Here is a 20,951-nt window from a genome sequence, read left to right as displayed (position 1 = left end):
GCCCCCTTACAAAGGGGGCGCTTTCTTGACAGCCAAAGGCACACTTTCATGTTCGACAACCTCCTGCAAACTCTGGGGCTATCCGCCTTCAGCCTGAAGGGCTTTGGCCCGATTCTGCTGGAAGGTACATGGATGACCATCCAATTATCGATACTGTCGCTGCTGGTGAGCGTACTGCTCGGCCTGCTCGGCGCCAGTGCCAAGCTTTCCAGCCTAAGGCTGCTGCGCCTGCCCGCGCAGATCTACACCACACTGATCCGGGGCGTCCCCGACCTGGTGCTGATGCTGCTGATTTTCTACAGCCTGCAAACATGGCTCTCCAGCCTGACCGACGCCATGGACTGGGACTACATCGAGATCGACCCTTTCGCTGCCGGGGTCATCACCCTGGGCTTTATCTACGGTGCCTATTTCACCGAAACCTTTCGTGGCGCGATCCTCGCCGTGCCACGCGGGCAGCTCGAAGCCGCTACCGCCTATGGGCTTACCCGCGCCCAGCGTTTTCGCTTCGTGATCTTCCCGCAGATGATGCGCTTCGCCCTGCCGGGTATCGGCAACAACTGGATGGTGATCCTCAAGGCCACCGCGCTGGTCTCGATCATCGGCCTGGCCGATCTGGTCAAGGCCGCCCAGGACGCGGGCAAGAGTACCTATCAACTGTTCTATTTCCTGGTGCTCGCCGCCTTGATCTACCTACTTATCACCAGCGCCTCGAACGCTGTGCTGCGCTGGCTCGAACGGCGTTATGCCGCAGGTAGCCGGGAGGCCGTACGATGATCGAACTGCTCGAACAATACTGGCGCCCATTCCTCTACAGCGATGGGCAGCACATCACCGGCCTGGCGATGACCCTGTGGCTGCTCAGTGCCTCGATCTTCTTCGGGTTCCTGGTCTCGGTGCCGCTGTCGATCGCTCGGGTCTCGCCCAAGCGCCGTATCCGCTGGCCGGTGGAGTTCTACACCTACCTGTTCCGCGGCACGCCGCTGTATATCCAGTTGCTGATCTGCTACACGGGGATCTACAGCCTGGAAGCGGTGCGTGAGCAGCCGTTGCTCAACTCGTTCTTTCGCGATGCGATGAACTGCACCATCCTCGCCTTTGCCCTGAACACCTGCGCCTATACCACGGAGATCTTCGCCGGGGCGATCCGCAGCATGAACCATGGCGAGGTCGAAGCGGCCAAGGCCTACGGGCTCAACGGCTGGAAACTCTATGCCTACGTGATCATGCCGTCGGCCCTGCGCCGCTCGCTGCCGTACTACAGCAACGAAGTGATCCTGATGCTGCACTCGACCACCGTGGCCTTCACCGCGACCATTCCGGACATCCTCAAGGTTGCTCGGGACGCCAACTCGGCGACCTACATGACCTTCCAGTCGTTCGGTATCGCCGCGCTGATCTACCTGGCGATCACCTTCACCCTGGTCGGTCTGTTCCGGTTGGCCGAACGCCGCTGGCTGGCCTTCCTCGGCCCGGCTCACTAGGACTTGCCCATGCGTCATGTCAGTCACGACCTGCTGGCACCCGTACCGGGCACCGCACGTCAGATCCACAGTTTTCACTTCGGTCCGGAGCAGGCCGAACGCAAGGTCTATATCCAGTCGTCACTGCATGCCGACGAGTTGCCCGGCATGCTGGTCGCCTGGCACCTGAAGCAGCGCCTGGCCCAACTGGAACAGGCTGGCCGCCTGCGCGGCGAAGTCGTGCTGGTGCCGGTGGCCAACCCGATCGGTCTGGAACAGGTGCTGATGGACGTGCCCCTGGGCCGTTACGAACTGGAAAGCGGGCAGAACTTCAACCGCTGGTTCGTCGACCTCAGCGAAGAAATCGGCAACCGCATCGAACACCAGCTCAACGATGATTCGCGGCACAACCTGTTGCTGGTCCGGCGCGAACTGAAGGCGGCACTGGCGGCGGAAGTTCCGGCGACCCAGCTGCAATCCCAGCGTCTGGCACTGCAACGAATCGCCTGCGACGCCGACATGGTGCTCGACCTGCATTGCGACTTCGAGGCCGTGACCCACCTGTACACCACGCCCGAGGCCTGGCCGCAGGTCGAGCCGCTGGCCCGCTACATCGGTTCCGAGGCCAGCCTGCTGGCGACCGACTCCGGCGGCCAGTCGTTCGACGAATGTTTTACCCTGCTCTGGCTGGACCTGCGACAACGCTTCGGCGAGCGCTTCGCGATGCCCATGGGCAGTTTCTCGGTGACCGTCGAGCTGCGCGGCCAGGGCGATGTCACACATCCGCTGGCAAGCCAGGACTGCCAGGCGATTCTCGACTACCTGACCCAGTTCGGAGTGATCGATGGCGAGATCGCACTGCCCCCGGCCCTGCGTTATCCGGCAACACCGCTGGCCGGGGTCGAACCGGTCGCAACGCCGTTCGGCGGCCTGCTGGTGTTCCACGCGATGCCAGGAGAATACCTGGAGGCCGGGCAACTGATCGCCGAAGTCATCGACCCGATCAGCGACCGGGTAACCCCTGTCCATAGCAGCGCCGCGGGCCTGCTCTATGCCCGCTCGCTGCGCCGCATGGCGACCGCCGGCATGGTCATCGCCCACGTCGCCGGCCGCGAAGCCTATCGCAGCGGCTATCTACTTTCTCCTTGAGGTACCCATGTACAAACTGACCATTGAAGGCCTGCACAAGAGCTATGGCGACCACGCGGTGCTCAAGGGCGTCTCGCTCAAGGCCAAGACCGGTGATGTGATCAGCCTGATCGGTGCCAGTGGCTCGGGCAAGAGCACCTTCCTGCGCTGCATCAATTTCCTGGAAACGCCCAACGACGGCGCCATGAGCCTCGATGGCAAGGCGATCCGCATGGTCAGCGACAGGCACGGCATGCGCGTGGCCGACGAAGCCGAGTTGCAGCGCATCCGTACCCGCCTGGCCATGGTGTTCCAGCACTTCAACCTGTGGAGCCACATGAGCGTGCTGGAAAACATCACCATGGCGCCGCGCCGGGTGCTGGGAGTCGATCGCAAGGAAGCCGAAGATCGTGCCCGCCGTTATCTGGACAAAGTCGGCCTGCCGGCGCGGGTCGCCGAGCAGTACCCGGCGTTTCTTTCCGGTGGCCAGCAGCAGCGGGTGGCGATTGCCCGGGCCCTGGCGATGGAGCCGGAAGTGATGCTGTTCGACGAACCGACCTCGGCGCTCGACCCGGAACTGGTGGGTGAAGTGCTCAAGGTGATCCAGGGCCTGGCCGAGGAAGGCCGGACGATGATCATGGTGACCCACGAAATGAGCTTCGCCCGCAAGGTGTCGAGCCAAGTGCTGTTCCTGCATCAGGGGCTGGTGGAAGAACAGGGTGCGCCGGAGGACGTGCTGGGCAACCCGCAAAGCGAGCGGCTGCGGCAGTTCCTCAGCGGCAACCTCAAGTAATTGGGCAGGGCCTACTGGCCTCTTCGCGGGCAAGCCACGCGCCTACAGGTTCGTGGCCTTGCTCGTCATTGTGCTCGGCACAAAACCGCAGGAACGTGGCTTGCCCGCGAAAGGGCCTTCAAGCCCGGCATCAGTTATGGGCAGCCTGCCACGGATAGGCCAGCCACTTCTGCATGCGCTTGGCAAACCGCCCGCTTTCCATGTCCTGATGCAGCCACTGGTCGACATACTGCTTGAGCACGATGTCACGCGGCAGCAACACGGCCTTCTCGGAAAAATCGAACGGCTGATCCGGGTGCACCGCACAGAGTTGCGGATGCAGCTTCTCCTGCAGGCGCGTTTCCACCGCGTCAGTCATCATCAGGTCGGCCTTGCCGTCGACGATCTGCTGGAAGATGGTGACATTGTCCTGATGCACGACGATCCGCGCCTGCTTCAGGTTGGCCCGGGCGAACTTCTCGTTGGTACCGCCGGGATTGACGATGGCCGTTACCTGCGGCTGGTCGATCTGCTCCAGGGTCTGGAAGTCCTGCTGCCGTGAGCAGAGGGTGATCGGGGTCTTGCCGTCACGTTGGTAGGGCTGCGAGAAAAACGCCTGCCTCTGGCGCTCCATGTTCACCGAAATACCACTGATCGCCAGGTCGAAGCGGTCCGCCTGCAAATCGTTCATCAGCGTCGGCCAGGTCGTCGGCACCAGTTGCAGCTTAGCCCCCATCGATTGCGCCAGCTCCTGTGCCAGCTCGATGTCCAGGCCGATGAATTGTTCGCCACTCTTGTAGCTGAAGGGCTTGTAGTCACCGGTGGTACCCACTCGCAGCACACCTTGCTGGATGATCCGGTCGAGCCGGCCGACCACTTGCATCGGTGCAGCCCCCTGCGGCAGCTCGGCCGCCTCGACCAGCGGGGTAGCAACCAGCAGCGCCGAGAGCAGGAGTTGGGAAAACCTCAGGGGAATGGAAAACGTCATAGGCAGCCCTTTTTATTCTCTGGTGTCCGTGAGTGCGCGTAAATGGCACTGCGGCAGACTACCTGCAAGGGCTGGGACAAGCGACCCCCGGACGGCAGGACGCCATCCGGGCAAGGGCAAATCAGGCGACCGGAGCCGGAGGCGGCTCGTCGGGCAGCACCGGCTCACCAGGTTCGGTGGGCTGTTCGTTGGGGCTGTCGGGCTCGGGTTGGCCGGGAATACCACCGACCAGACTCTGAGGCTGGGCGAGCAACGACCAGGCCAGCAAGCCCACTTGATTGGGTTCCAGTTTCGCCAGTTGAGCGCTGATACTTGGATCGATCTTCATGGGATGACTCCTGAGCGTTGTGGCCCGGCCGGCATGGCGCCAACCGGATCGGTACACCCAATAGAGTGCCCGTACGCCCAGGAATTCCCTCGGATCAGCCGCCCTTCGTCAGGTGCGCGGCAGAGTCACACCACGCTGGCCCTGATACTTGCCGCCACGATCCTTATAGGAGACTTCGCACTCTTCGTCGGACTCCAGGAACAACATCTGTGCCACGCCTTCGTTGGCATAGATCTTCGCCGGCAAGGTGGTGGTGTTGGAGAACTCGAGGGTCACATGACCTTCCCACTCCGGTTCCAGCGGGGTCACGTTGACGATGATCCCGCAGCGGGCGTAGGTGCTCTTGCCCAGGCAGATGGTCAGCACGTTGCGCGGAATGCGGAAATACTCGACGGTACGGGCCAGGGCGAAGGAGTTCGGCGGAATGATGCAGACATCGCTCTTGATGTCGACGAAACTGCCGGCATCGAAGTTTTTCGGATCGACGGTCGCCGAATTGATGTTGGTGAACACCTTGAACTCGTCGGCGCAACGCACGTCGTAGCCGTAGCTCGACACCCCGAAGGAAATCAGCCGGTCGGCGCCTTCGCCACGCATCTGGCGCTCGACGAAGGGTTCGATCATGCCGTGTTCTTGCGCCATGCGGCGAATCCACTTGTCCGATTTGATGCTCATGGCGGGTGTCCTGAATAGCGAGGTGGAGAAATTCTGACCGGCATCTTACCGGGGCGCATCGCCGGGTTCAAAGTCCAGGGTCGATTTGCGCCAAAATAGCTGTCCCACAGCCACCGGCCAAACCCACAGAAAGCTCTTGCAGCGGGCGCCTGCAGGCCAGATGGATGTCCGTCAGTCACGAAATAGGCAAAACCTTGGCAAAGACCATTGGCACGTTCTGGAAAAAGGGTTAAGGTGACGTCACTGTGTTGCTTGTGTCACTGAGAATCTCTACACGATGTTGAATTTCGATCCAACCATCTCCAAGAATTTTTCCTGCTCTTTGCACTCAGTCTCGTTCAGGGCTTTTCCTGAATCGCAGTTAACTTTGTCCAAGGAGACTTCAAATGTCTAATCGCCAAACCGGTACCGTCAAGTGGTTCAACGATGAAAAAGGCTTCGGCTTCATCACCCCACAATCCGGTGACGACCTGTTCGTACACTTCAAAGCCATCCAGGCTGACGGTTTCAAAACCCTGAAAGAAGGCCAGCAGGTTTCTTTCGTCGCTACTCGCGGCCAGAAAGGCATGCAAGCTGAAGAAGTTCAAGTTATCTAACTTGTCCTGATCCAGCAAAAAGCCCCGCTCTCTCACGAGATGCGGGGCTTTTTTATGCCTGGGTGTTTTCCACCTTGGCCAGTGATGCGTTTTTGTAGTGAGCCCGCTTTTGTGTTGAGCGGGCTTTTGTGTTGAGCGGGCTTTTGTGGTGAGCAGGCAGAACAAACCCGGTCGGTCAGTCGTCGCTGATGGTGATATTCGGCAGCGCCTGGCTCGCCGCTTCCTGCAGCACGATCCGCGCACCGACATGGCGAGCCAGTTCCTGGTAGACCATGGCAATCTGCCCGTCCGGCTCAGCGGCGACGGTCGGCTTGCCGCCGTCGGCCTGTTCACGAATGACCAGCGACAGCGGCAACGAGGCCAGCAGCTCGACACCATACTGCGAAGCCAGCTTCTCGCCGCCGCCCTCGCCGAACAGGTGCTCGGCATGGCCGCAGTTCGAGCAGATATGCACCGCCATGTTTTCCACCACGCCCAGCACCGGGATGTTTACCTTGCGGAACATCTCCACGCCCTTCCTCGCATCGAGCAGGGCCAGATCCTGTGGAGTGGTAACGATCACCGAGCCGGCCACCGGGACTTTCTGCGCCAGGGTCAGCTGGATATCGCCCGTGCCGGGCGGCATGTCGATCACCAGGTAATCCAGGTTGCCCCAATCGGTCTGGGTCACCAGTTGCAACAACGCGCCGGACACCATCGGCCCACGCCAGACCATCGGCGTGTTGTCGTCGGTCAGGAAGGCCATCGACATGACTTCCACGCCCAGGGACTCGATCGGCACGAACCATTTCTGATCCTTGATCTTCGGCCGCGTGCCTTCGGCGATCCCGAACATCACCCCCTGGCTCGGGCCATAGATGTCCGCGTCGAGAATCCCCACTTTCGCCCCTTCGCGGGCCAGCGCCAGCGCCAGGTTGGCCGCGGTGGTCGACTTGCCCACGCCGCCCTTGCCGGAAGCCACCGCTACCACGTTCTTCACGTTGGCCAACCCGGGAATCTGAGCCTGGGCCTTGTGCGCGGTGATCACACAATCGATGTCGACTTTGGCCGAGGCCACGCCATCCAGCCCTTCGATGGCCAGTTGCAGCATCTGCGCCCAGCCGTTCTTGAACAGCCCGGCGGCATACCCCAGTTCGAGACGGACGCTGACCTGGTCGGCCTGGATATCGATGGCCTTCACGCAGCCGGCGCTGAGTGGATCCTGGTTCAGATAAGGATCGGTGTACTGGCGAAGGACAGCCTCCACCGCTGCGCGATTGACTGCGCTCATGAGCAACTCCCGAAAAAGACTGAGTGAAACAGGCAGCTATCGTACCCGTTCTGACGCACGCAGGCATGCCTGCCACTAAGGGATGAATTATGTGCGCAGGGGCTTTATAGTGTCCGGTCTCCGTTTCACTTCAAGTAGCCGAGTCCCATGTCCGAGCCACGCCAGATTCTCGTCACCAGCGCCCTGCCCTATGCCAATGGTTCCATCCACCTCGGCCACATGGTCGAGTATGTCCAGACCGACATGTGGGTGCGTTTCCAGAAGCACCGTGGCAACCAATGCATCTATGTCTGCGCTGACGACGCCCATGGCTCGGCCATCATGTTGCGCGCCGAGAAAGAAGGCATCACCCCGGAACAACTGATCGCCAACGTCCAGCTCGAGCACAGCAGCGACTTCGCCGATTTCCTGGTGGAATTCGACAATTTCCACTCGACCCACGCCGAGGAAAACCGCGAGCTGTCGACGCAGATCTACCTGCGCCTGCGCGACGCAGGGCATATCGCCAACCGGGCGATCACCCAGTATTTCGACCCGGAAAAGCAGATGTTCCTGGCCGACCGGTTCATCAAGGGCACCTGCCCGAAATGCGGCACCGAAGACCAGTACGGCGACAACTGCGAAAAATGCGGTGCCACCTACGCGCCGACCGACCTGAAAGATCCGAAGTCGGCGATTTCCGGTGCCACGCCGGTACTCAAGGAGTCCCAGCACTTCTTCTTCAAGCTGCCGGACTTCCAGGCCATGCTGCAAGGCTGGACCCGCAGCGGCACATTGCAGGACGCCGTGGCGAACAAGATCGCCGAATGGCTGGACAGCGGCCTGCAGGAGTGGGACATCTCCCGCGACGCGCCGTACTTCGGCTTCGAGATCCCGGATGAACCGGGCAAGTATTTCTACGTCTGGCTGGACGCACCAATCGGCTACATGGCCAGCTTCAAGAACCTCTGCGCGCGCCGTCCGGAGCTGGATTTCGACGCGTTCTGGAACAAGGACTCCACTGCCGAGCTGTACCACTTCATCGGCAAGGACATCGTCAATTTCCACGCCCTGTTCTGGCCGGCGATGCTCGAAGGCGCGGGCTACCGCAAGCCAACCGGGATCAACGTGCACGGCTACCTGACCGTCAACGGCCAGAAGATGTCCAAGTCCCGTGGCACCTTCATCAAGGCGCGCACCTACCTTGACCACCTGTCGCCCGAGTACCTGCGTTACTACTACGCATCCAAGCTGGGCAAGGGTGTTGACGACCTCGACCTGAACCTTGACGACTTCATACAGAAGGTCAACTCGGACCTGGTCGGCAAGGTGGTCAACATCGCCAGCCGTTGCGCCGGTTTCATCCACAAGGGCAATGCCGGGCTGCTGGTCGCAGGCGACGCTGCCCCTGAACTGACCGAGGCATTCCGCGCGGCCGCCCCAAGCATCGCCGATGCCTACGAGGGCCGCGACTTTGCCCGTGCCATGCGCGAAATCATGGCCCTGGCCGACCGCGCCAACGCCTGGATCGCCGACAAGGCGCCCTGGTCCCTGGCCAAGCAGGAAGGCAAGCAGGATGAAGTCCAGGCCGTCTGCGCTGCAGGCATCAACCTGTTCCGCCAACTGATCATCTTCCTCAAGCCGGTACTGCCACTGCTGGCTGCCGACGCCGAGGCGTTCCTCAATGTCGCCCCATTGACCTGGAACGATCACACCAGCCTGCTCGGCAACCATCAGTTGAATGAATTCAAACCACTGATGACCCGCATCGACCCGGTGAAAGTACAGGCCATGACCGACGCGTCGAAGGAAGACCTCGCCGCCAGCCAGACCGACACCGGCAGCGCCGCGCCCAAAGGCAATGGCGAGCTGGCCAAGGATCCGCTGTCGCCGGAGATCGATTTCGACGCCTTTGCCGCCGTCGATCTGCGTGTGGCACTGATCCTCAAGGCCGAGGCGGTCGAGGGCGCGGACAAACTGCTGCGCCTGACCCTGGATATCGGTGACGAGCAACGCAACGTGTTCTCCGGGATCAAGAGCGCCTACCCGAACCCGGCCGAGCTGGAAGGTCGCCTGACCATGATGATCGCCAACCTCAAGCCGCGCAAAATGCGCTTCGGCATCTCCGAAGGCATGGTCATGGCGGCAGGCCCCGGCGGCGAGGAAATCTACCTGCTGAGCCCGGACAGCGGCGCCAAGCCGGGCCAGCGGATCAAGTAACGCTGCCCTGCCTTGCCTCGCGGGCCACGATCTTCGTGGCCCGCGACGTTTCATAACTAGTACAGCCCGTTCGCTTGCCGGATAATTCAGCCTACACGTTTGCCCGGCACGCCCATGACCGACCTCCTTCCAACCCTCGTCAGCGCCGCCCTGATCAACAACGTCGTGTTGCACTGGCCGCTGGGCGTCGATCCGCTGCTGCAAAGCGCCCAGGTCGAACGGCGTCTGTTGCATGCCGTGGGCATTGCCACCACCTGGGTGATGCTGGTCGCTACCCTGCTGAACTACGGCCTCTACCATCTGCTACTGCTGCCGCTGCAACTGGCGGCCTTGCAACTGCTGGTGTTCCTGCCTCTGTGCATTGCGCTGATCGGCCCGAGCCTGAAGCTGCTGGCGCGCTGCCTGCCCGGGCTGTCATTCGACCGGCTCTGGCCGCTGCTAGTGACCAACGCCGGCATTCTCGGCCTGGCCCTGATCGCCACGCAGGACGACCGCGGCCCGACACATGCGGCCCTGTCGAGCCTGGGTGGCGGGCTGGGGTTCTGGCTGGTCCTGGTGCTGTTCAACGACCTGCGCCAGCGTACCTACCCTGAAGAAGTGCCCCTGCCGTTTCGCGGGCTGCCAATCGAACTGATCAGCGCCGGCCTCATGGCCCTGGCCTTCCTCGGTTTCAACGGACTGTTCAAACCATGAGTCTGATTCAACACATCGACGCGCTGCTGCCGCAAACCCAGTGCGGCAAATGCGGTCATCAGGGCTGCAAACCCTACGCCGAAGGTATCGCCAACGGCGAAGCCATCAACAAGTGCCCGCCAGGCGGCAGCGAAACCATCACGGCCCTGGCCGGGCTGTTACGCGTGCCGGTTCTCGAACTGGACCCGGAGCGCGGTACAGCGCCGGCCCAGGTGGCCTTTATCCGCGAAGCCGAGTGCATCGGCTGCACCAAGTGCATCCAGGCCTGTCCGGTGGACGCCATCGTCGGGGCCGCCAAGTTGATGCACACGGTCATCATCGACGAATGCACCGGCTGTGACCTGTGTGTCGCGCCCTGCCCGGTGGACTGCATCGAGATGCAGCCATTGCCGGCCGCTGTCGTACCGATTGTCGGCGGACTGGCTCACAACGCCGGGCAGCAGCAGGCGCGTAGCGAAAAGCGCGCACGCGCGCGTCGCCGTTTCGACCGGCACAACGCCCGTTTGCACGGCGAAGAGCAACGTCGGCAGGCCGAACGCCAGGCCAGGGCCACACGGACGACACAGGCGGACGCCCCCGCGAATGACCCGGTAAAGGCAGCATTGGAACGGGTCAAGGCGCAAAAGGCGCTCGACTCCGATGCCGCGCTGAAAAAGGCCAAGATCGACCTGGCGATGAGCCGTGCGCAGTTGAACAAATCCCTGAAAGCCTTCGGCCATCCACCGACTGCCGAGAAAGCCGCGCAGTTGGTGGTTCTCCAGCGGCAGTTCGAGACCGCAGAACAGGCTCTCGCCCGCCTGGAAAGTGCTGCACCGGGCAACCCGCACCCTGCCGCGCCGGGAGATGCCGAACTCAAGCGCGCCAAGATCCAGCTGGCGATGCGCCGCGCCGAACTGAAAAAAGCCGAGGCGAACGCGGCCCCCCTCGAGCAGGTTGCGCTTCTGCAGACAGCTCTCGAACAAGCCGAACGGGACTTGCACGCCGCCGAGGACGCCTGCGGGAAGCCGGCCCCGGAACTGGTCCGCCGTGAAAAGAGGCCCATCGACCAACAGCTCAGAACGCTGAAGACCGAACTGGCCTACGCCCGTGCCGAACTCGGCAAACTGCAGCGAAATCCCGAAACCCAGGCCCACGAACTGACCACAGCCCAGCACCGGCTCGAGGAAGCCCAACGCCAGGTCGATGCCCATGTCGCGCCCTGAACTGCCGGACAACCGCGCCCAGCGAGCCATGCAATGGCTGCTGCTGGCGACGTTGCCCGGCCTTCTGGTGCTGTTCGGGTTATACGGCTGGGGAGTGTTGATCAACCTGCTGTTGTGCGCGAGCACCGCGCTGCTGAGCGAAGCCGGCGTCCTGCACCTGCGCGCCCGCCCCGTCCAGCCTGCGTTGAAGGACTGCAGCGCGCTGGTCAGCGCCACCCTGCTGGGGCTCGCCCTACCGCCCTATGCGCCATGGTGGTTGGCGGTATTTGCCAGCGCCAGCGCCCTGCTGGCAGGCAAACATCTGTATGGCGGGATCGGCAGGAATCCCTTCAACCCGGCAATGCTCGGGTATGCGCTGGCGCTGGTGAGCTTCCCACAACCGATGACCCACTGGCCGGCGTCCCATGGGCTGGATCTGCTGGGTGGGCTGCAGCAGGTATTCGGCCTGCATCTATCCGGGCAGCCGGATGCCTGGGCCCAGGCAACTGCCCTCGATACCCTGCGGATCAATAAAAGCCTGACCATGGAAGAGCTGTTCGCCAGTCATGCTGCTTTCGGTCACTGGGGTGGCAAGGGGGCAGAGTGGGTCAACCTGGCCTTTCTGGCCGGCGGTCTGCTTCTGCTGAAACAGAACGTCATCCGCTGGCATGCGCCGCTGGGCATGCTGGCCGGTCTATTCCTCGCCAGCCTGATCGGCTGGAACGGCAGCGGTTCGGATTCCCATGGTTCTCCGCTGTTTCACCTGCTGAGCGGCGCGACGATGCTCGGAGCATTCTTTATCGTCACCGAGCCCGTCTCAGGCCCTACAAGTGCAAGGGCCTGCGTGCTGTTCGGTGCCGGTGTCGGGCTGCTCACCTACATCATCCGAACCTGGGGTGGCTACCCCGATGGCGTGGCCTTCGCGGTGCTGCTGATGAACCTGACGGTGCCGGCCCTCGAACGTTGGTCGATACGCCGCACAGAGCCCATGACGCCATGAACAGAGCCCGCTCGCTGGTGACCCTGATCGCCCTGGCCACACTGGTTGCCGGCCTGACTTGGGCACTGCAACGACAGGCGGCGCCGCGTATCCAGGCGCAACAGTTGGCGATCCAGGCACGCACGCTCAATCAAGTGCTGCCGCCCGGTGAATATGAACACCAGCCGCTTGCCCTGAGTGACGCCGAGCTGAACCATAGCCGCCTGGTGCAGGGTTATCGCATGCTCCGACAGGGACAGCCGGCGGCAGTGATCCTGCAAAGCCTGACGCAGGGTTATGGCGGCCCGCTGCAATTGCTGATCGCTATCGGGGCGAACGGCAAACTGCTGGGCGTGAAGACCCTGTCACAGCAGGAAACACCCGGGCTGGGCGCAAGAATCGCCGAAGAAGGCGCTGGCTGGCTGAGCGGCTTTCTCGGTCAATCCCGCTCAGAGACATCCGACACCGCCTGGAACCTGAAACAGGACGGCGGGCAATTCGACCAGATGGCCGGGGCCACGATTACCTCACGGGCGGCGGTCGAGGCGATCCACGATGCCCTGCGCTACTTCGACGAGCACCGGGAACACTTGCTGGGAGCACCAGCCCATGAATAGAAACACGCTGCTGGGCACCCTGATGCTCACGCCCTTGCTCGGCGTCAGTGACTCGTTCGTCAAGGCCGTATCACTGTGGCTGGCCGGCCTGCTCGTAGTCGGGCTATACGGCGCATCGAGCCGCGCCCTGAGCCCCAAGCTAGGCACTGTCATGAGGTGGCCTGCGCAAATCGTACTCGCGGCAGGCAGTGCCAGCCTGGTTTCGCTGGGGCTGCAAGTCTGGTCCTGGGAATTGCAGCAGGCTCTGGGCATCTACCTGGCTCTGCTGAGCGTGCAATGCCTGGCGCTTGAACAGTTGGGCTTTTTCCGCAAAGGTGAGCTGAGAGAGAATATTCGTCTGTTCACAAGCTTCGGCGCTCTGCTGACCTGCCTTGGCCTGTTGCGCGAAGTGCTGGCGGACGGGACGCTGTTTGACCACCTGCAGTGGTGGACCGGTTCCGCTGCCCCTGGGCCCCTCAGGTTCTTCGCCGCAGAAAGCGGGTTGCGCCTGGCCGGACTGCTGCCGGGCGGCTTTATCCTGCTCGGTCTGCTGCTGGCTGGGAAACAAGCCTGGACCCTGCGTTCAACTTCACACCGAGTGCTTCAAAGGAAATGACTGTCCCATGAATGCCGCTAAACGCCTGGAAATTTTCCGTCGGCTCCACGAAGACAACCCGGAACCCAAGACCGAACTGGCTTACTCGTCACCGTTCGAGCTGCTGATTGCCGTGATTCTTTCCGCCCAGGCCACCGACGTCGGCGTGAACAAGGCCACGGCGCGTCTCTATCCGGTCGCCAACACCCCCGAGGCGATCTATGCATTGGGCGTCGAAGGGCTGTCCGAGTACATCAAGACCATCGGGCTCTATAACAGCAAGGCGAAAAACGTCATCGAAACCTGCCGCCTGCTGATCGAACTGCATGGCAGTGAAGTGCCGCAAACCCGAGAAGCACTGGAAGCCTTGCCCGGCGTTGGCCGCAAGACCGCCAACGTGGTGCTCAATACCGCGTTCCGGCAACTGACCATGGCCGTCGATACGCATATCTTTCGGGTCAGTAACCGGACGGGGCTCGCGCCAGGGAAGAATGTGCTGGAGGTGGAAAAGCAATTGATGAAATTCGTGCCAAAACAATACCTGCTCGACTCGCATCACTGGCTGATCCTGCTCGGACGCTACGTCTGCCAGGCGCGCAAGCCGCGTTGCGGCAGTTGCCGGATCGAAGACCTGTGCGAATACAAGCACAAGACCTCCGACGATTGAGCCATTATTAATATTACTGATGGGTCGATTGAAAAAATCTTTTTTACCCGACAGGTAATTATCGATATAAGGAGCGCCAACGGCAGTCTTAGCCCGGAGTTGACTTTATGAGTACCGATAAAGAAGCACTGGATATAGAGGACGACCTGATACAGGTCGATTCGGACGAAACGGAACCTCCGGTCGAGGTGGCGAAGACCAATCTGAGCAAACGTCGCACCATCGACAACATGCTGGAAGAACGCCGCTTGCAAAAGCAGTTGGCTGATTACGATTTCGACCTGTAACTGAGTTGACCATCCCACCAGCGGCCCATCAAAAGCCTCCTGTCCGGAGGCTTTTGGGCTGTGACGACAAGCTTGTCGCCCTGCCCTCATCATTCTGACCTTGCCAACACTTCCCATACAGCGCTTGAACGACGTTCAGACCAGCCCGTTACGCTGAGCGAGTTCGATCAGGTCGACCAGGGAACGGGCGTTCAGTTTCAATAGCAGGCGTGTCTTGTAGGTACTGACGGTCTTGTTGCTGAGGAACATGCCATCGGCAATTTCCTTGTTGCTTTTCCCCCTGGCCAGTTGCTGCAGCACCATCATTTCGCGACCGGAAAGGCGGTTGACCATATCCGCTTCACTGGCATTGCCCATGCTGGACCGCACGGTATGCAGGGCCTGGTTGGGGAAATAGCTGTAGCCGGAAAGGACAGCCTTTATGGCACTGAGCATCTCGGTAAGGTCCTGCTGCTTGCATACATAACCGGCCGCCCCTGCCTGCATGCAGCGCATGGAGAAATGACCGGGAGCCTGGGAAGTCAGTACCAGTACCTTGAAAGACAGTCCCATGGAAGTTAGACGGGCAATTACTTCAAGCCCGTCCAGCTTGGGAATTCCTATATCGAGTATAACAATGTCCGGGGTATGCTCCCGGGCCAGTTGCAAGGCGTCCACGCCGTTGTCCGTCTCCGCGATGACCTCGTAGCCATGCCGTTCCATCAGCATACGTACGGCAAGACGAATGACGGGATGATCATCCACGATCAGCACTTTATTCATGGGCAAGTCCAATTTTCGCTGTTCGAATTTTCAGAATCAGCACAATAGCCTAGTCACAACCTCCTGGGCATAGCACCTACCCCGGGCAGTATCAGCCAAAGACCTTCCCTACAAACAACAAGGAATTACCCTACAAAAAAAGCACTACAAGAAAAGTACCGTTTGAGAAACAAGGTGATGACCAGGCCGAGTCACAACCTGGGATTTGATCCCGCGAAGCGCCAGGCTCGCTACGTGAATACCACCTCATGACGCAGGCGAACGTATCGATAAACAAAATGAACAAGAATGCAACTCACAACAGCTTGTTCATTACACATCAACCATAAAGATGCCAAGCACTCGATGTCTAATAGTTTTCTGCAACAAGAAATAACCCAGGACCCGTCACCCAGCCGGAACCCTGCTGCCGTTTCCTGATACCGCCCATCATCGAGCATTGGCAGAAAACAAGGTCCCCGCTGGCGCAAGATCAGCCATGACAACGGCTCCCCAAGCAACGGACTAACAGGTCAGCACGGATCGGGGACAGCCGATCACCCCGCAAACATGTTTATCATTTCATTACACAAGGCCCGCCAAAAGAGGCTTATCTAGCCGAGAAACACCCAATACGGCAAACATTGAAAAGCCGGCAACGACAACACCTGTCCCCGGTATCAAATAAATCTGCGTCCAGGGAGGCTCTCAAAACATTAAAGATAAAAAGTCAAAATGCCTGCTGAGAATATAAAAGCCCACATCGACTCAAACTCCAGGAAACGGACTACGCAGCATAAAGAACAATTACCAGAATATTAAAACTTTCCAACCAGAAGAAAACCTGACAACTGATCGATAGGCTTTCTCCTTGCAAACCCCAACGTCTCCCGCTAGCTTTTTTTGAATACAGGAGCCACCCCATAGCATTTTTCCCATACGAAAACTTCCATTACAGCCTATCCCCCTTCACGAGCAGGCTATTACCCATGAAAAACATCAAGATAAACAAAGAGAATAATCATTGCAAACCTCACGACCTGGACTTGGCCATCACCGAGTTCATCAATCGTGGCGGCACAATAGAGATGGCCAGTAAAAAAGAACCAGACACCCATCACGCCCCAACACCAACGCCATCGGAAAAGACACTGCAAACAGCAGAGGAATACACAAGAAAAGTTGAACTTCTGAAAGATCTGATAACGAAAGGAGCAGGAATATCTGCCTTGCAGTATTCGTTGAAGATGAATAAAGACGAAATAAAAAGAATGGCTCGGGAGCAAGGACTGAAAATCGCCCACCGACGCCCTCTGTGTCCCGCCAGGAAATATCGCAACACCCCACCGGCCCCTGGCAGCCCGCAGGATGATGACGTGATCGCAGGACACGCCATGCACTACGCGGCATTGGGTTACACCGCCCAGGAGATTGCGCAGACGCTGGAATTGAGCGTGCGCCAGGTGTGGGAACTGGCGAAAAACTACCGATTCGAACTCGGACATCAGCACCAGGAGAGCACGGATTGAAACAGGTGGCTGGTTTTCGCACCGCTCAAAAAAAACCCGGCCTGCATGGCCGGGTCCTTTCATCCAGCTCGCCAAATCAGAACAGCTTGCGGCCCTTGTTCGCAGCAATGCGCATACGCAGTGCATTGAGCTTGATGAAGCCGGCAGCATCGGCCTGGTTGTAGGCGCCGCCATCTTCTTCGAAGGTCGCGATGTTGGCATCGAACAGCGACTCGTCGGACTTGCGCCCGGTGACGATCACGTTGCCTTTGTACAGTTTCAGACGTACCACACCGTTCACATGAGCCTGCGAAGCATCGATCATCTGTTGCAGCATCAGACGCTCAGGGCTCCACCAGTAGCCGGTGTAGATCAGGCTGGCGTACTTGGCCATCAGCTCATCCTTGAGGTGAGCGACTTCACGGTCCAGGGTGATCGACTCGATCGCCCGGTGCGCGCGCAGCATGATGGTACCGCCAGGCGTTTCGTAGCAACCGCGGGACTTCATGCCCACATAACGGTTTTCGACGATATCCAGGCGACCGATACCGTGTGCACCACCGATACGGTTCAGGGTCGCCAGCACAGTGGCCGGAGTCATCTCGACGCCGTCCAGTGCCACGATGTCGCCGTTGCGATAGGTCAGTTCCAGGTATTGCGGCTTGTCAGGCGCGTTCTCTGGCGAGACGGTCCAACGCCACATGTCTTCTTCGTGCTCGGTCCAGGTGTCTTCCAGCACGCCGCCTTCATAGGAGATGTGCAGCAGGTTGGCGTCCATCGAGTACGGGGACTTCTTCTTGCCGTGACGCTCGATCGGGATCGCATGCTTTTCGGCGTAGTCCATCAGCTTTTCACGGGACAGCAGGTCCCACTCGCGCCACGGAGCGATCACTTTCACCCCCGGCTTGAGCGCATAGGCACCCAGTTCGAAACGCACCTGGTCGTTACCCTTGCCGGTGGCGCCATGGGAAATGGCATCGGCGCCGGTTTCGTTGGCGATCTCGATCAGACGCTTGGCGATCAGCGGACGTGCGATGGAAGTACCCAGCAGGTACTCGCCTTCGTAGACGGTATTGGCACGGAACATCGGGAACACGAAATCACGGACGAACTCTTCGCGCAGGTCGTCGATGTAGATCTCTTTGACGCCCATGGCCTGGGCCTTGGCACGAGCAGGCTCGACCTCTTCGCCCTGACCCAGATCAGCGGTGAAGGTCACCACTTCACAGTTATAAGTATCCTGCAGCCACTTGAGGATCACCGAAGTGTCCAGGCCGCCGGAATACGCGAGAACGACCTTGTTTACGTCGGCCATGCCATCACTCCACGGGGGTTGTACGGAAAGCGCCGATTCTACCGGCCAACACCGTGGATTTACAGAGGCGCGACAGCGAGGGACGGCAAAGCGACAGATAATGTCGAGCGCGCGACGATAACAGCCGTTTCAGGAGGTCGTTGCCGCGCTCCCGGCCGCCGCCGTGGGAGCCGGTTTGTCGGCAGCCGGGGCAGCCGGAGCACGCTCGAGATGGATGTTGACCCGACGATTCTTCGCCCGGTTGCCAGGATTGGTGTTGGGCACCAGTGGATACCGCTCGCCATGGAAACGCATGACGATCTGCGACTCCGGAATACCGCCAGCCTTGAAGAAGTCCATCACCGCCAGGGCGCGACGGCGCGACAGGTCACGGTTGGTCAGACGGTTGCCGCTATTGTCCGAATGCCCATCGAGTTCGATGTGGTTGACGGTCGGATCAGCCTTCATGAAGTCCAGCATACCCTGCAACTGGGCCTTGGCCTGGGCGTTGAGTTCGATGCCTCCATCCGGGAAGCCGACTTCGGCCTGCTTGATCTGCTCGAAGTTCTTCGGCAGCAGTTTGGCGGTACAGCTCTGGAAATCGCTGTAGGCCTGGTTGAATTTCACCGGCAGCAGGCGCACTTCGGAAACCCCGCCCTCGCGGGAATAGTGGCGGACCAATGGGCTACGACCTTCGAGCAGACCATGGAACAGGCTGCCGGCCTGCCCCTGCGAGCTGTTGAACAGCACATCACCATTGCCGACTTTCACCGAACCCAGGTTGATGTCGCCGCGTCCGGGCTGCCAAGGCGCCGCCGCCGCCAACAAGGTCGCCGAACCGCTGCCCAGCACGTGGTTATTGGACTTGAGTCGGAAAATTGCCTGTTCGCCCGCACGACGCACGAACTCGCCGGCACCGAAATCGGTGATCGGCTGAGTCAGCCGACACTCGAATTTGTCCCCTTCCACCTTCCACTCGATGCTCTCCAGACGGGTCTGGAAAGTCAATGCCATGGCCGGCAGGCTGGCAAACATACTGAGCAAGGCTAAATAACGCTGGCGCACGGGAGGCTCCAATGGTTCCACGACTTTGAGACTGACGTACCGGTTCTACGCCATACCTTCGGGCTATCGGTTGCATTCGGCAAAACTTGATAGCGAGTGCCTGAGAGAGTCTTTTCCGGTAGCATTCCCCTGAGTTCGACCCGCCTGGAATCCCCAATGTCCGACCGCCTGACCCTGCTGCGTCCCGACGACTGGCATATCCATCTTCGCGATGGTGCTGCGTTACCCCACACTGTTGCAGATGTTGCGCGCACCTTTGGTCGCGCCATCATCATGCCTAATCTGGTGCCTCCGGTACGCAACGCCGCCGAAGCCGATGCCTATCGCCAGCGCATTCTCGCGGCGCGGCCGGCCGGCAGCCGTTTCGAACCCCTGATGGTGCTCTACCTCACCGATCGCACACAGCCCGAGGAAATCCACGCGGCCAAGGCCAGTGGTTTCGTCTACGCGGCCAAACTGTATCCGGCCGGGGCAACCACCAACTCGGACTCCGGCGTGACCAGCGTCGACAAGATCTTCGACGTTCTGCAAGCCATGGCCGAAGTCGGCATGCCCCTGCTGGTGCATGGTGAAGTGACCCGCAGCGAGGTCGACGTGTTCGACCGCGAGAAGCAGTTCATCGACGAACACATGCGTCGTGTGGTCGAACGCTTCCCGACGCTGAAAGTGGTGTTCGAACACATCACCACTGCCGATGCCGTACAGTTCGTCAACGAGGCTTCGGCCAACGTCGGCGCGACCATCACCGCGCATCACCTGCTGTACAACCGCAACCACATGCTGGTAGGCGGTATCCGACCGCACTTCTACTGCCTGCCGATCCTCAAGCGCAACACCCACCAGTCGGCACTGCTCGACGCCGCCACCAGCGGCAGCGAGAAGTTCTTCCTCGGTACCGACTCGGCGCCCCACGCCCAGCACGCCAAGGAAGCAGCCTGCGGCTGCGCCGGCTGCTACACCGCCTATGCGGCCATCGAGCTGTATGCCGAGGCGTTCGAGCAGCGCAATGCCCTGGACAAACTCGAAGGTTTTGCCAGCCTGCACGGCCCGCGCTTCTATGGCTTGGCGCCGAACAGCGAGCGCATCACCCTGGTTCGCGAAGAATGGACCGCCCCCGCCAGCCTGCCCTTTGGCGAGCTGTCCGTCATCCCGCTGCGCGCCGGTGAAAAACTGCGCTGGCGCCTGCTGGAGGAAACCCTGTGAGTGAAGATCATTTCGACGACGAACTGGAAGGCAACGGCGCCTCTAGCGGCCCCCGCCATCCGATGGCGGCACGCTTTCGCGGCTACCTGCCGGTTGTCGTCGACGTAGAAACCGGTGGCTTCAACGCGGCCACCGATGCCTTGCTGGAAATCGCCGCGACCACCATCGGCATGGACGAAGATGGTTTCGTGTTCCCCGAGCACACCTACTTCTTCCGGGTCGAACCGTTCGAAGGTGCCAACGTCGAGGCGGCAGCCCTGGAATTCACCGGTATCAAGCTCGATCACCCGCTGCGCATGGCCGTCAGCGAGGAAACCGCGCTGACCGACATCTTCCGTGGCGTGCGCAAGGCGCTCAAGGCCAACGGCTGCAAGCGGGCGATCCTGGTCGGCCACAACAGCAGCTTCGACCTCGGCTTCCTCAACGCCGCCGTGGCGCGCCTGGACATGAAACGCAACCCGTTTCACCCGTTCTCCAGCTTCGACACCGCCAGCCTTGCCGGCCTGGCCTATGGCCAGACCGTTCTGGCCAAAGCCTGCCAGGCCGCCGGGATCGACTTCGACGGTCGCGAGGCGCACTCGGCACGCTATGACACCGAGAAGACCGCCGAGCTGTTCTGCGGCATCGTCAACCGCTGGAAAGAAATGGGTGGCTGGGAAGACTTCAACGACTGATCCCGTCCGATTGAATCGCGCCCATGAAAAAACCGGCCCTGTAGGCCGG

The 20,951-nt window shown here is 60.6% G+C and carries 23 protein-coding genes; 16 read left to right on the top strand and 7 right to left on the bottom strand.

Going from position 1 to position 20,951, the window contains the following annotated elements; all coding sequences use genetic code 11:
* The first annotated feature begins 48 nt into the window (after window positions 1-48).
* Genes BLU37_RS13195 through BLU37_RS13180 form a run of 4 tightly spaced genes read left to right on the top strand, consistent with a single transcriptional unit; the run spans window position 49 to window position 3,384 of the window.
* Window positions 49-777: an ABC transporter permease gene (locus tag BLU37_RS13195; RefSeq protein WP_010450550.1), complete on the top strand. Its 729-nt coding sequence runs from the start codon at window positions 49-51 to the stop codon at window positions 775-777.
* A complete protein-coding gene (locus BLU37_RS13190; protein ID WP_090205505.1) occupies window positions 774-1,484 on the top strand; it encodes an ABC transporter permease in 711 nt (236 codons plus the stop codon). Before BLU37_RS13195 ends, BLU37_RS13190 begins: the two co-directional genes overlap by 4 nt.
* A gap of 9 nt (window positions 1,485-1,493) precedes the next feature.
* The gene (locus tag BLU37_RS13185; protein ID WP_090205502.1) at window positions 1,494-2,612 is read left to right on the top strand and encodes a succinylglutamate desuccinylase/aspartoacylase family protein; all 1,119 of its coding nucleotides are present in this window, start codon (window positions 1,494-1,496) and stop codon (window positions 2,610-2,612) included.
* Between the two features lie 7 nt (window positions 2,613-2,619).
* Window positions 2,620-3,384 (top strand): ABC transporter ATP-binding protein, encoded by a 765-nt coding sequence (locus BLU37_RS13180; RefSeq protein ID WP_029532620.1) that lies wholly within the window; start codon window positions 2,620-2,622, stop codon window positions 3,382-3,384.
* Between the two features lie 130 nt (window positions 3,385-3,514).
* Here BLU37_RS13180 and BLU37_RS13175 read toward each other — a convergent pair whose 3' ends face one another.
* The 3 genes from BLU37_RS13175 to dcd all read right to left on the bottom strand — a co-directional run bounded on the left by BLU37_RS13175 (window position 3,515) and on the right by dcd (window position 5,354).
* Entirely contained in the window at window positions 3,515-4,351 is an 837-nt protein-coding gene (locus BLU37_RS13175; protein WP_090205499.1) for a transporter substrate-binding domain-containing protein, read from the bottom strand.
* Window positions 4,352-4,472: 121 nt separating this feature from the next.
* A complete protein-coding gene (locus BLU37_RS13170; protein ID WP_010445011.1) occupies window positions 4,473-4,679 on the bottom strand; it encodes a hypothetical protein in 207 nt (68 codons plus the stop codon).
* Window positions 4,680-4,787: 108 nt separating this feature from the next.
* Window positions 4,788-5,354, bottom strand: coding sequence for a dCTP deaminase (gene dcd, locus BLU37_RS13165; RefSeq protein WP_010445012.1), 567 nt, complete (start codon window positions 5,352-5,354; stop codon window positions 4,788-4,790).
* 386 nt (window positions 5,355-5,740) lie between these two features.
* Between dcd and BLU37_RS13160 the strand changes: the two genes are divergently transcribed.
* Entirely contained in the window at window positions 5,741-5,950 is a 210-nt protein-coding gene (locus tag BLU37_RS13160) for a cold-shock protein (RefSeq protein ID WP_010445013.1), read from the top strand.
* Window positions 5,951-6,125: 175 nt separating this feature from the next.
* Here the strand turns inward: BLU37_RS13160 and apbC are convergent, their stop codons facing one another.
* Window positions 6,126-7,220 carry an iron-sulfur cluster carrier protein ApbC gene (gene apbC / locus BLU37_RS13155; protein ID WP_090205496.1) on the bottom strand — a complete coding sequence of 365 codons (1,095 nt, stop codon included), beginning with the start codon at window positions 7,218-7,220 and terminating at the stop codon, window positions 6,126-6,128.
* Window positions 7,221-7,367: 147 nt separating this feature from the next.
* On the opposite strand from apbC, the gene metG reads away from it, so the two are divergent.
* The 8 genes from metG to BLU37_RS13115 all read left to right on the top strand — a co-directional run bounded on the left by metG (window position 7,368) and on the right by BLU37_RS13115 (window position 14,417).
* On the top strand, window positions 7,368-9,419 hold the full coding sequence (metG, locus tag BLU37_RS13150; protein ID WP_090205493.1) for a methionine--tRNA ligase: 2,052 nt from the start codon (window positions 7,368-7,370) through the stop codon (window positions 9,417-9,419).
* Between the two features lie 114 nt (window positions 9,420-9,533).
* Complete coding sequence (locus BLU37_RS13145; protein WP_090205490.1) at window positions 9,534-10,112, top strand: Rnf-Nqr domain containing protein; 579 nt, start codon at window positions 9,534-9,536, stop codon at window positions 10,110-10,112.
* Window positions 10,109-11,314 (top strand): electron transport complex subunit RsxB, encoded by a 1,206-nt coding sequence (rsxB, locus tag BLU37_RS13140; protein WP_090205487.1) that lies wholly within the window; start codon window positions 10,109-10,111, stop codon window positions 11,312-11,314. The genes BLU37_RS13145 and rsxB overlap by 4 nt, the downstream gene beginning before the upstream one ends.
* Window positions 11,301-12,293 (top strand): RnfABCDGE type electron transport complex subunit D, encoded by a 993-nt coding sequence (locus BLU37_RS13135; protein ID WP_090205485.1) that lies wholly within the window; start codon window positions 11,301-11,303, stop codon window positions 12,291-12,293. Before rsxB ends, BLU37_RS13135 begins: the two co-directional genes overlap by 14 nt.
* The gene (locus BLU37_RS13130; protein WP_090205482.1) at window positions 12,290-12,889 is read left to right on the top strand and encodes an RnfABCDGE type electron transport complex subunit G; all 600 of its coding nucleotides are present in this window, start codon (window positions 12,290-12,292) and stop codon (window positions 12,887-12,889) included. The genes BLU37_RS13135 and BLU37_RS13130 overlap by 4 nt, the downstream gene beginning before the upstream one ends.
* A complete protein-coding gene (locus BLU37_RS13125; RefSeq protein ID WP_090205478.1) occupies window positions 12,882-13,484 on the top strand; it encodes an Rnf-Nqr domain containing protein in 603 nt (200 codons plus the stop codon). Before BLU37_RS13130 ends, BLU37_RS13125 begins: the two co-directional genes overlap by 8 nt.
* A 7-nt stretch (window positions 13,485-13,491) precedes the next feature.
* Entirely contained in the window at window positions 13,492-14,130 is a 639-nt protein-coding gene (gene nth, locus BLU37_RS13120; RefSeq protein ID WP_010445026.1) for an endonuclease III, read from the top strand.
* Between the two features lie 107 nt (window positions 14,131-14,237).
* Complete coding sequence (locus BLU37_RS13115; RefSeq protein WP_010445028.1) at window positions 14,238-14,417, top strand: PA3496 family putative envelope integrity protein; 180 nt, start codon at window positions 14,238-14,240, stop codon at window positions 14,415-14,417.
* Window positions 14,418-14,552: 135 nt separating this feature from the next.
* Here the strand turns inward: BLU37_RS13115 and BLU37_RS13110 are convergent, their stop codons facing one another.
* Window positions 14,553-15,179 (bottom strand): response regulator transcription factor, encoded by a 627-nt coding sequence (locus BLU37_RS13110; RefSeq protein WP_010445030.1) that lies wholly within the window; start codon window positions 15,177-15,179, stop codon window positions 14,553-14,555.
* Window positions 15,180-16,147: 968 nt separating this feature from the next.
* Here BLU37_RS13110 and BLU37_RS13105 point away from each other — a divergent pair.
* A complete protein-coding gene (locus tag BLU37_RS13105) occupies window positions 16,148-16,687 on the top strand; it encodes a hypothetical protein (protein ID WP_090205475.1) in 540 nt (179 codons plus the stop codon).
* Window positions 16,688-16,763: 76 nt separating this feature from the next.
* On the opposite strand, the gene BLU37_RS13100 is transcribed toward BLU37_RS13105, so the two are convergent.
* Both BLU37_RS13100 and BLU37_RS13095 read right to left on the bottom strand, forming a co-directional pair.
* Entirely contained in the window at window positions 16,764-17,981 is a 1,218-nt protein-coding gene (locus BLU37_RS13100) for an argininosuccinate synthase (protein WP_010445034.1), read from the bottom strand.
* Between the two features lie 129 nt (window positions 17,982-18,110).
* Window positions 18,111-19,025 (bottom strand): flagellar protein MotY, encoded by a 915-nt coding sequence (locus BLU37_RS13095; RefSeq protein WP_090205472.1) that lies wholly within the window; start codon window positions 19,023-19,025, stop codon window positions 18,111-18,113.
* Window positions 19,026-19,181: 156 nt separating this feature from the next.
* On the opposite strand from BLU37_RS13095, the gene pyrC reads away from it, so the two are divergent.
* Together pyrC and rnt are read left to right on the top strand one after the other, a co-directional pair.
* Entirely contained in the window at window positions 19,182-20,228 is a 1,047-nt protein-coding gene (gene pyrC / locus BLU37_RS13090; RefSeq protein ID WP_029532631.1) for a dihydroorotase, read from the top strand.
* Window positions 20,225-20,902 carry a ribonuclease T gene (gene rnt / locus BLU37_RS13085; RefSeq protein ID WP_090205469.1) on the top strand — a complete coding sequence of 226 codons (678 nt, stop codon included), beginning with the start codon at window positions 20,225-20,227 and terminating at the stop codon, window positions 20,900-20,902. Before pyrC ends, rnt begins: the two co-directional genes overlap by 4 nt.
* Window positions 20,903-20,951: the final 49 nt, after the last annotated feature.

It is taken from the genome of Pseudomonas asplenii, from assembly GCF_900105475.1.
In the GTDB taxonomy this organism is placed as follows: domain Bacteria; phylum Pseudomonadota; class Gammaproteobacteria; order Pseudomonadales; family Pseudomonadaceae; genus Aquipseudomonas; species Aquipseudomonas asplenii.
Note: the sequence above shows the minus strand (reverse complement) of the source record. Positions and strands in the feature narration are given on the sequence as shown.

Coding starts and splice junctions, on each gene's coding strand:
- BLU37_RS13100 (WP_010445034.1), bottom strand. CDS start 17,981: ATGGCCGACGTAAACAAGGTCGTTCTCGCGTATTCCGGCGGCCTGGAC.
- BLU37_RS13175 (WP_090205499.1), bottom strand. CDS start 4,351: ATGACGTTTTCCATTCCCCTGAGGTTTTCCCAACTCCTGCTCTCGGCG.
- metG (WP_090205493.1), top strand. CDS start 7,368: ATGTCCGAGCCACGCCAGATTCTCGTCACCAGCGCCCTGCCCTATGCC.
- rsxB (WP_090205487.1), top strand. CDS start 10,109: ATGAGTCTGATTCAACACATCGACGCGCTGCTGCCGCAAACCCAGTGC.
- BLU37_RS13180 (WP_029532620.1), top strand. CDS start 2,620: ATGTACAAACTGACCATTGAAGGCCTGCACAAGAGCTATGGCGACCAC.
- pyrC (WP_029532631.1), top strand. CDS start 19,182: ATGTCCGACCGCCTGACCCTGCTGCGTCCCGACGACTGGCATATCCAT.
- BLU37_RS13110 (WP_010445030.1), bottom strand. CDS start 15,179: ATGAATAAAGTGCTGATCGTGGATGATCATCCCGTCATTCGTCTTGCC.
- BLU37_RS13125 (WP_090205478.1), top strand. CDS start 12,882: ATGAATAGAAACACGCTGCTGGGCACCCTGATGCTCACGCCCTTGCTC.
- nth (WP_010445026.1), top strand. CDS start 13,492: ATGAATGCCGCTAAACGCCTGGAAATTTTCCGTCGGCTCCACGAAGAC.
- dcd (WP_010445012.1), bottom strand. CDS start 5,354: ATGAGCATCAAATCGGACAAGTGGATTCGCCGCATGGCGCAAGAACAC.
- BLU37_RS13190 (WP_090205505.1), top strand. CDS start 774: ATGATCGAACTGCTCGAACAATACTGGCGCCCATTCCTCTACAGCGAT.
- BLU37_RS13115 (WP_010445028.1), top strand. CDS start 14,238: ATGAGTACCGATAAAGAAGCACTGGATATAGAGGACGACCTGATACAG.
- BLU37_RS13160 (WP_010445013.1), top strand. CDS start 5,741: ATGTCTAATCGCCAAACCGGTACCGTCAAGTGGTTCAACGATGAAAAA.
- BLU37_RS13185 (WP_090205502.1), top strand. CDS start 1,494: ATGCGTCATGTCAGTCACGACCTGCTGGCACCCGTACCGGGCACCGCA.
- BLU37_RS13170 (WP_010445011.1), bottom strand. CDS start 4,679: ATGAAGATCGATCCAAGTATCAGCGCTCAACTGGCGAAACTGGAACCC.
- apbC (WP_090205496.1), bottom strand. CDS start 7,220: ATGAGCGCAGTCAATCGCGCAGCGGTGGAGGCTGTCCTTCGCCAGTAC.
- BLU37_RS13135 (WP_090205485.1), top strand. CDS start 11,301: ATGTCGCGCCCTGAACTGCCGGACAACCGCGCCCAGCGAGCCATGCAA.
- BLU37_RS13105 (WP_090205475.1), top strand. CDS start 16,148: ATGAAAAACATCAAGATAAACAAAGAGAATAATCATTGCAAACCTCAC.
- BLU37_RS13130 (WP_090205482.1), top strand. CDS start 12,290: ATGAACAGAGCCCGCTCGCTGGTGACCCTGATCGCCCTGGCCACACTG.
- BLU37_RS13145 (WP_090205490.1), top strand. CDS start 9,534: ATGACCGACCTCCTTCCAACCCTCGTCAGCGCCGCCCTGATCAACAAC.
- BLU37_RS13195 (WP_010450550.1), top strand. CDS start 49: ATGTTCGACAACCTCCTGCAAACTCTGGGGCTATCCGCCTTCAGCCTG.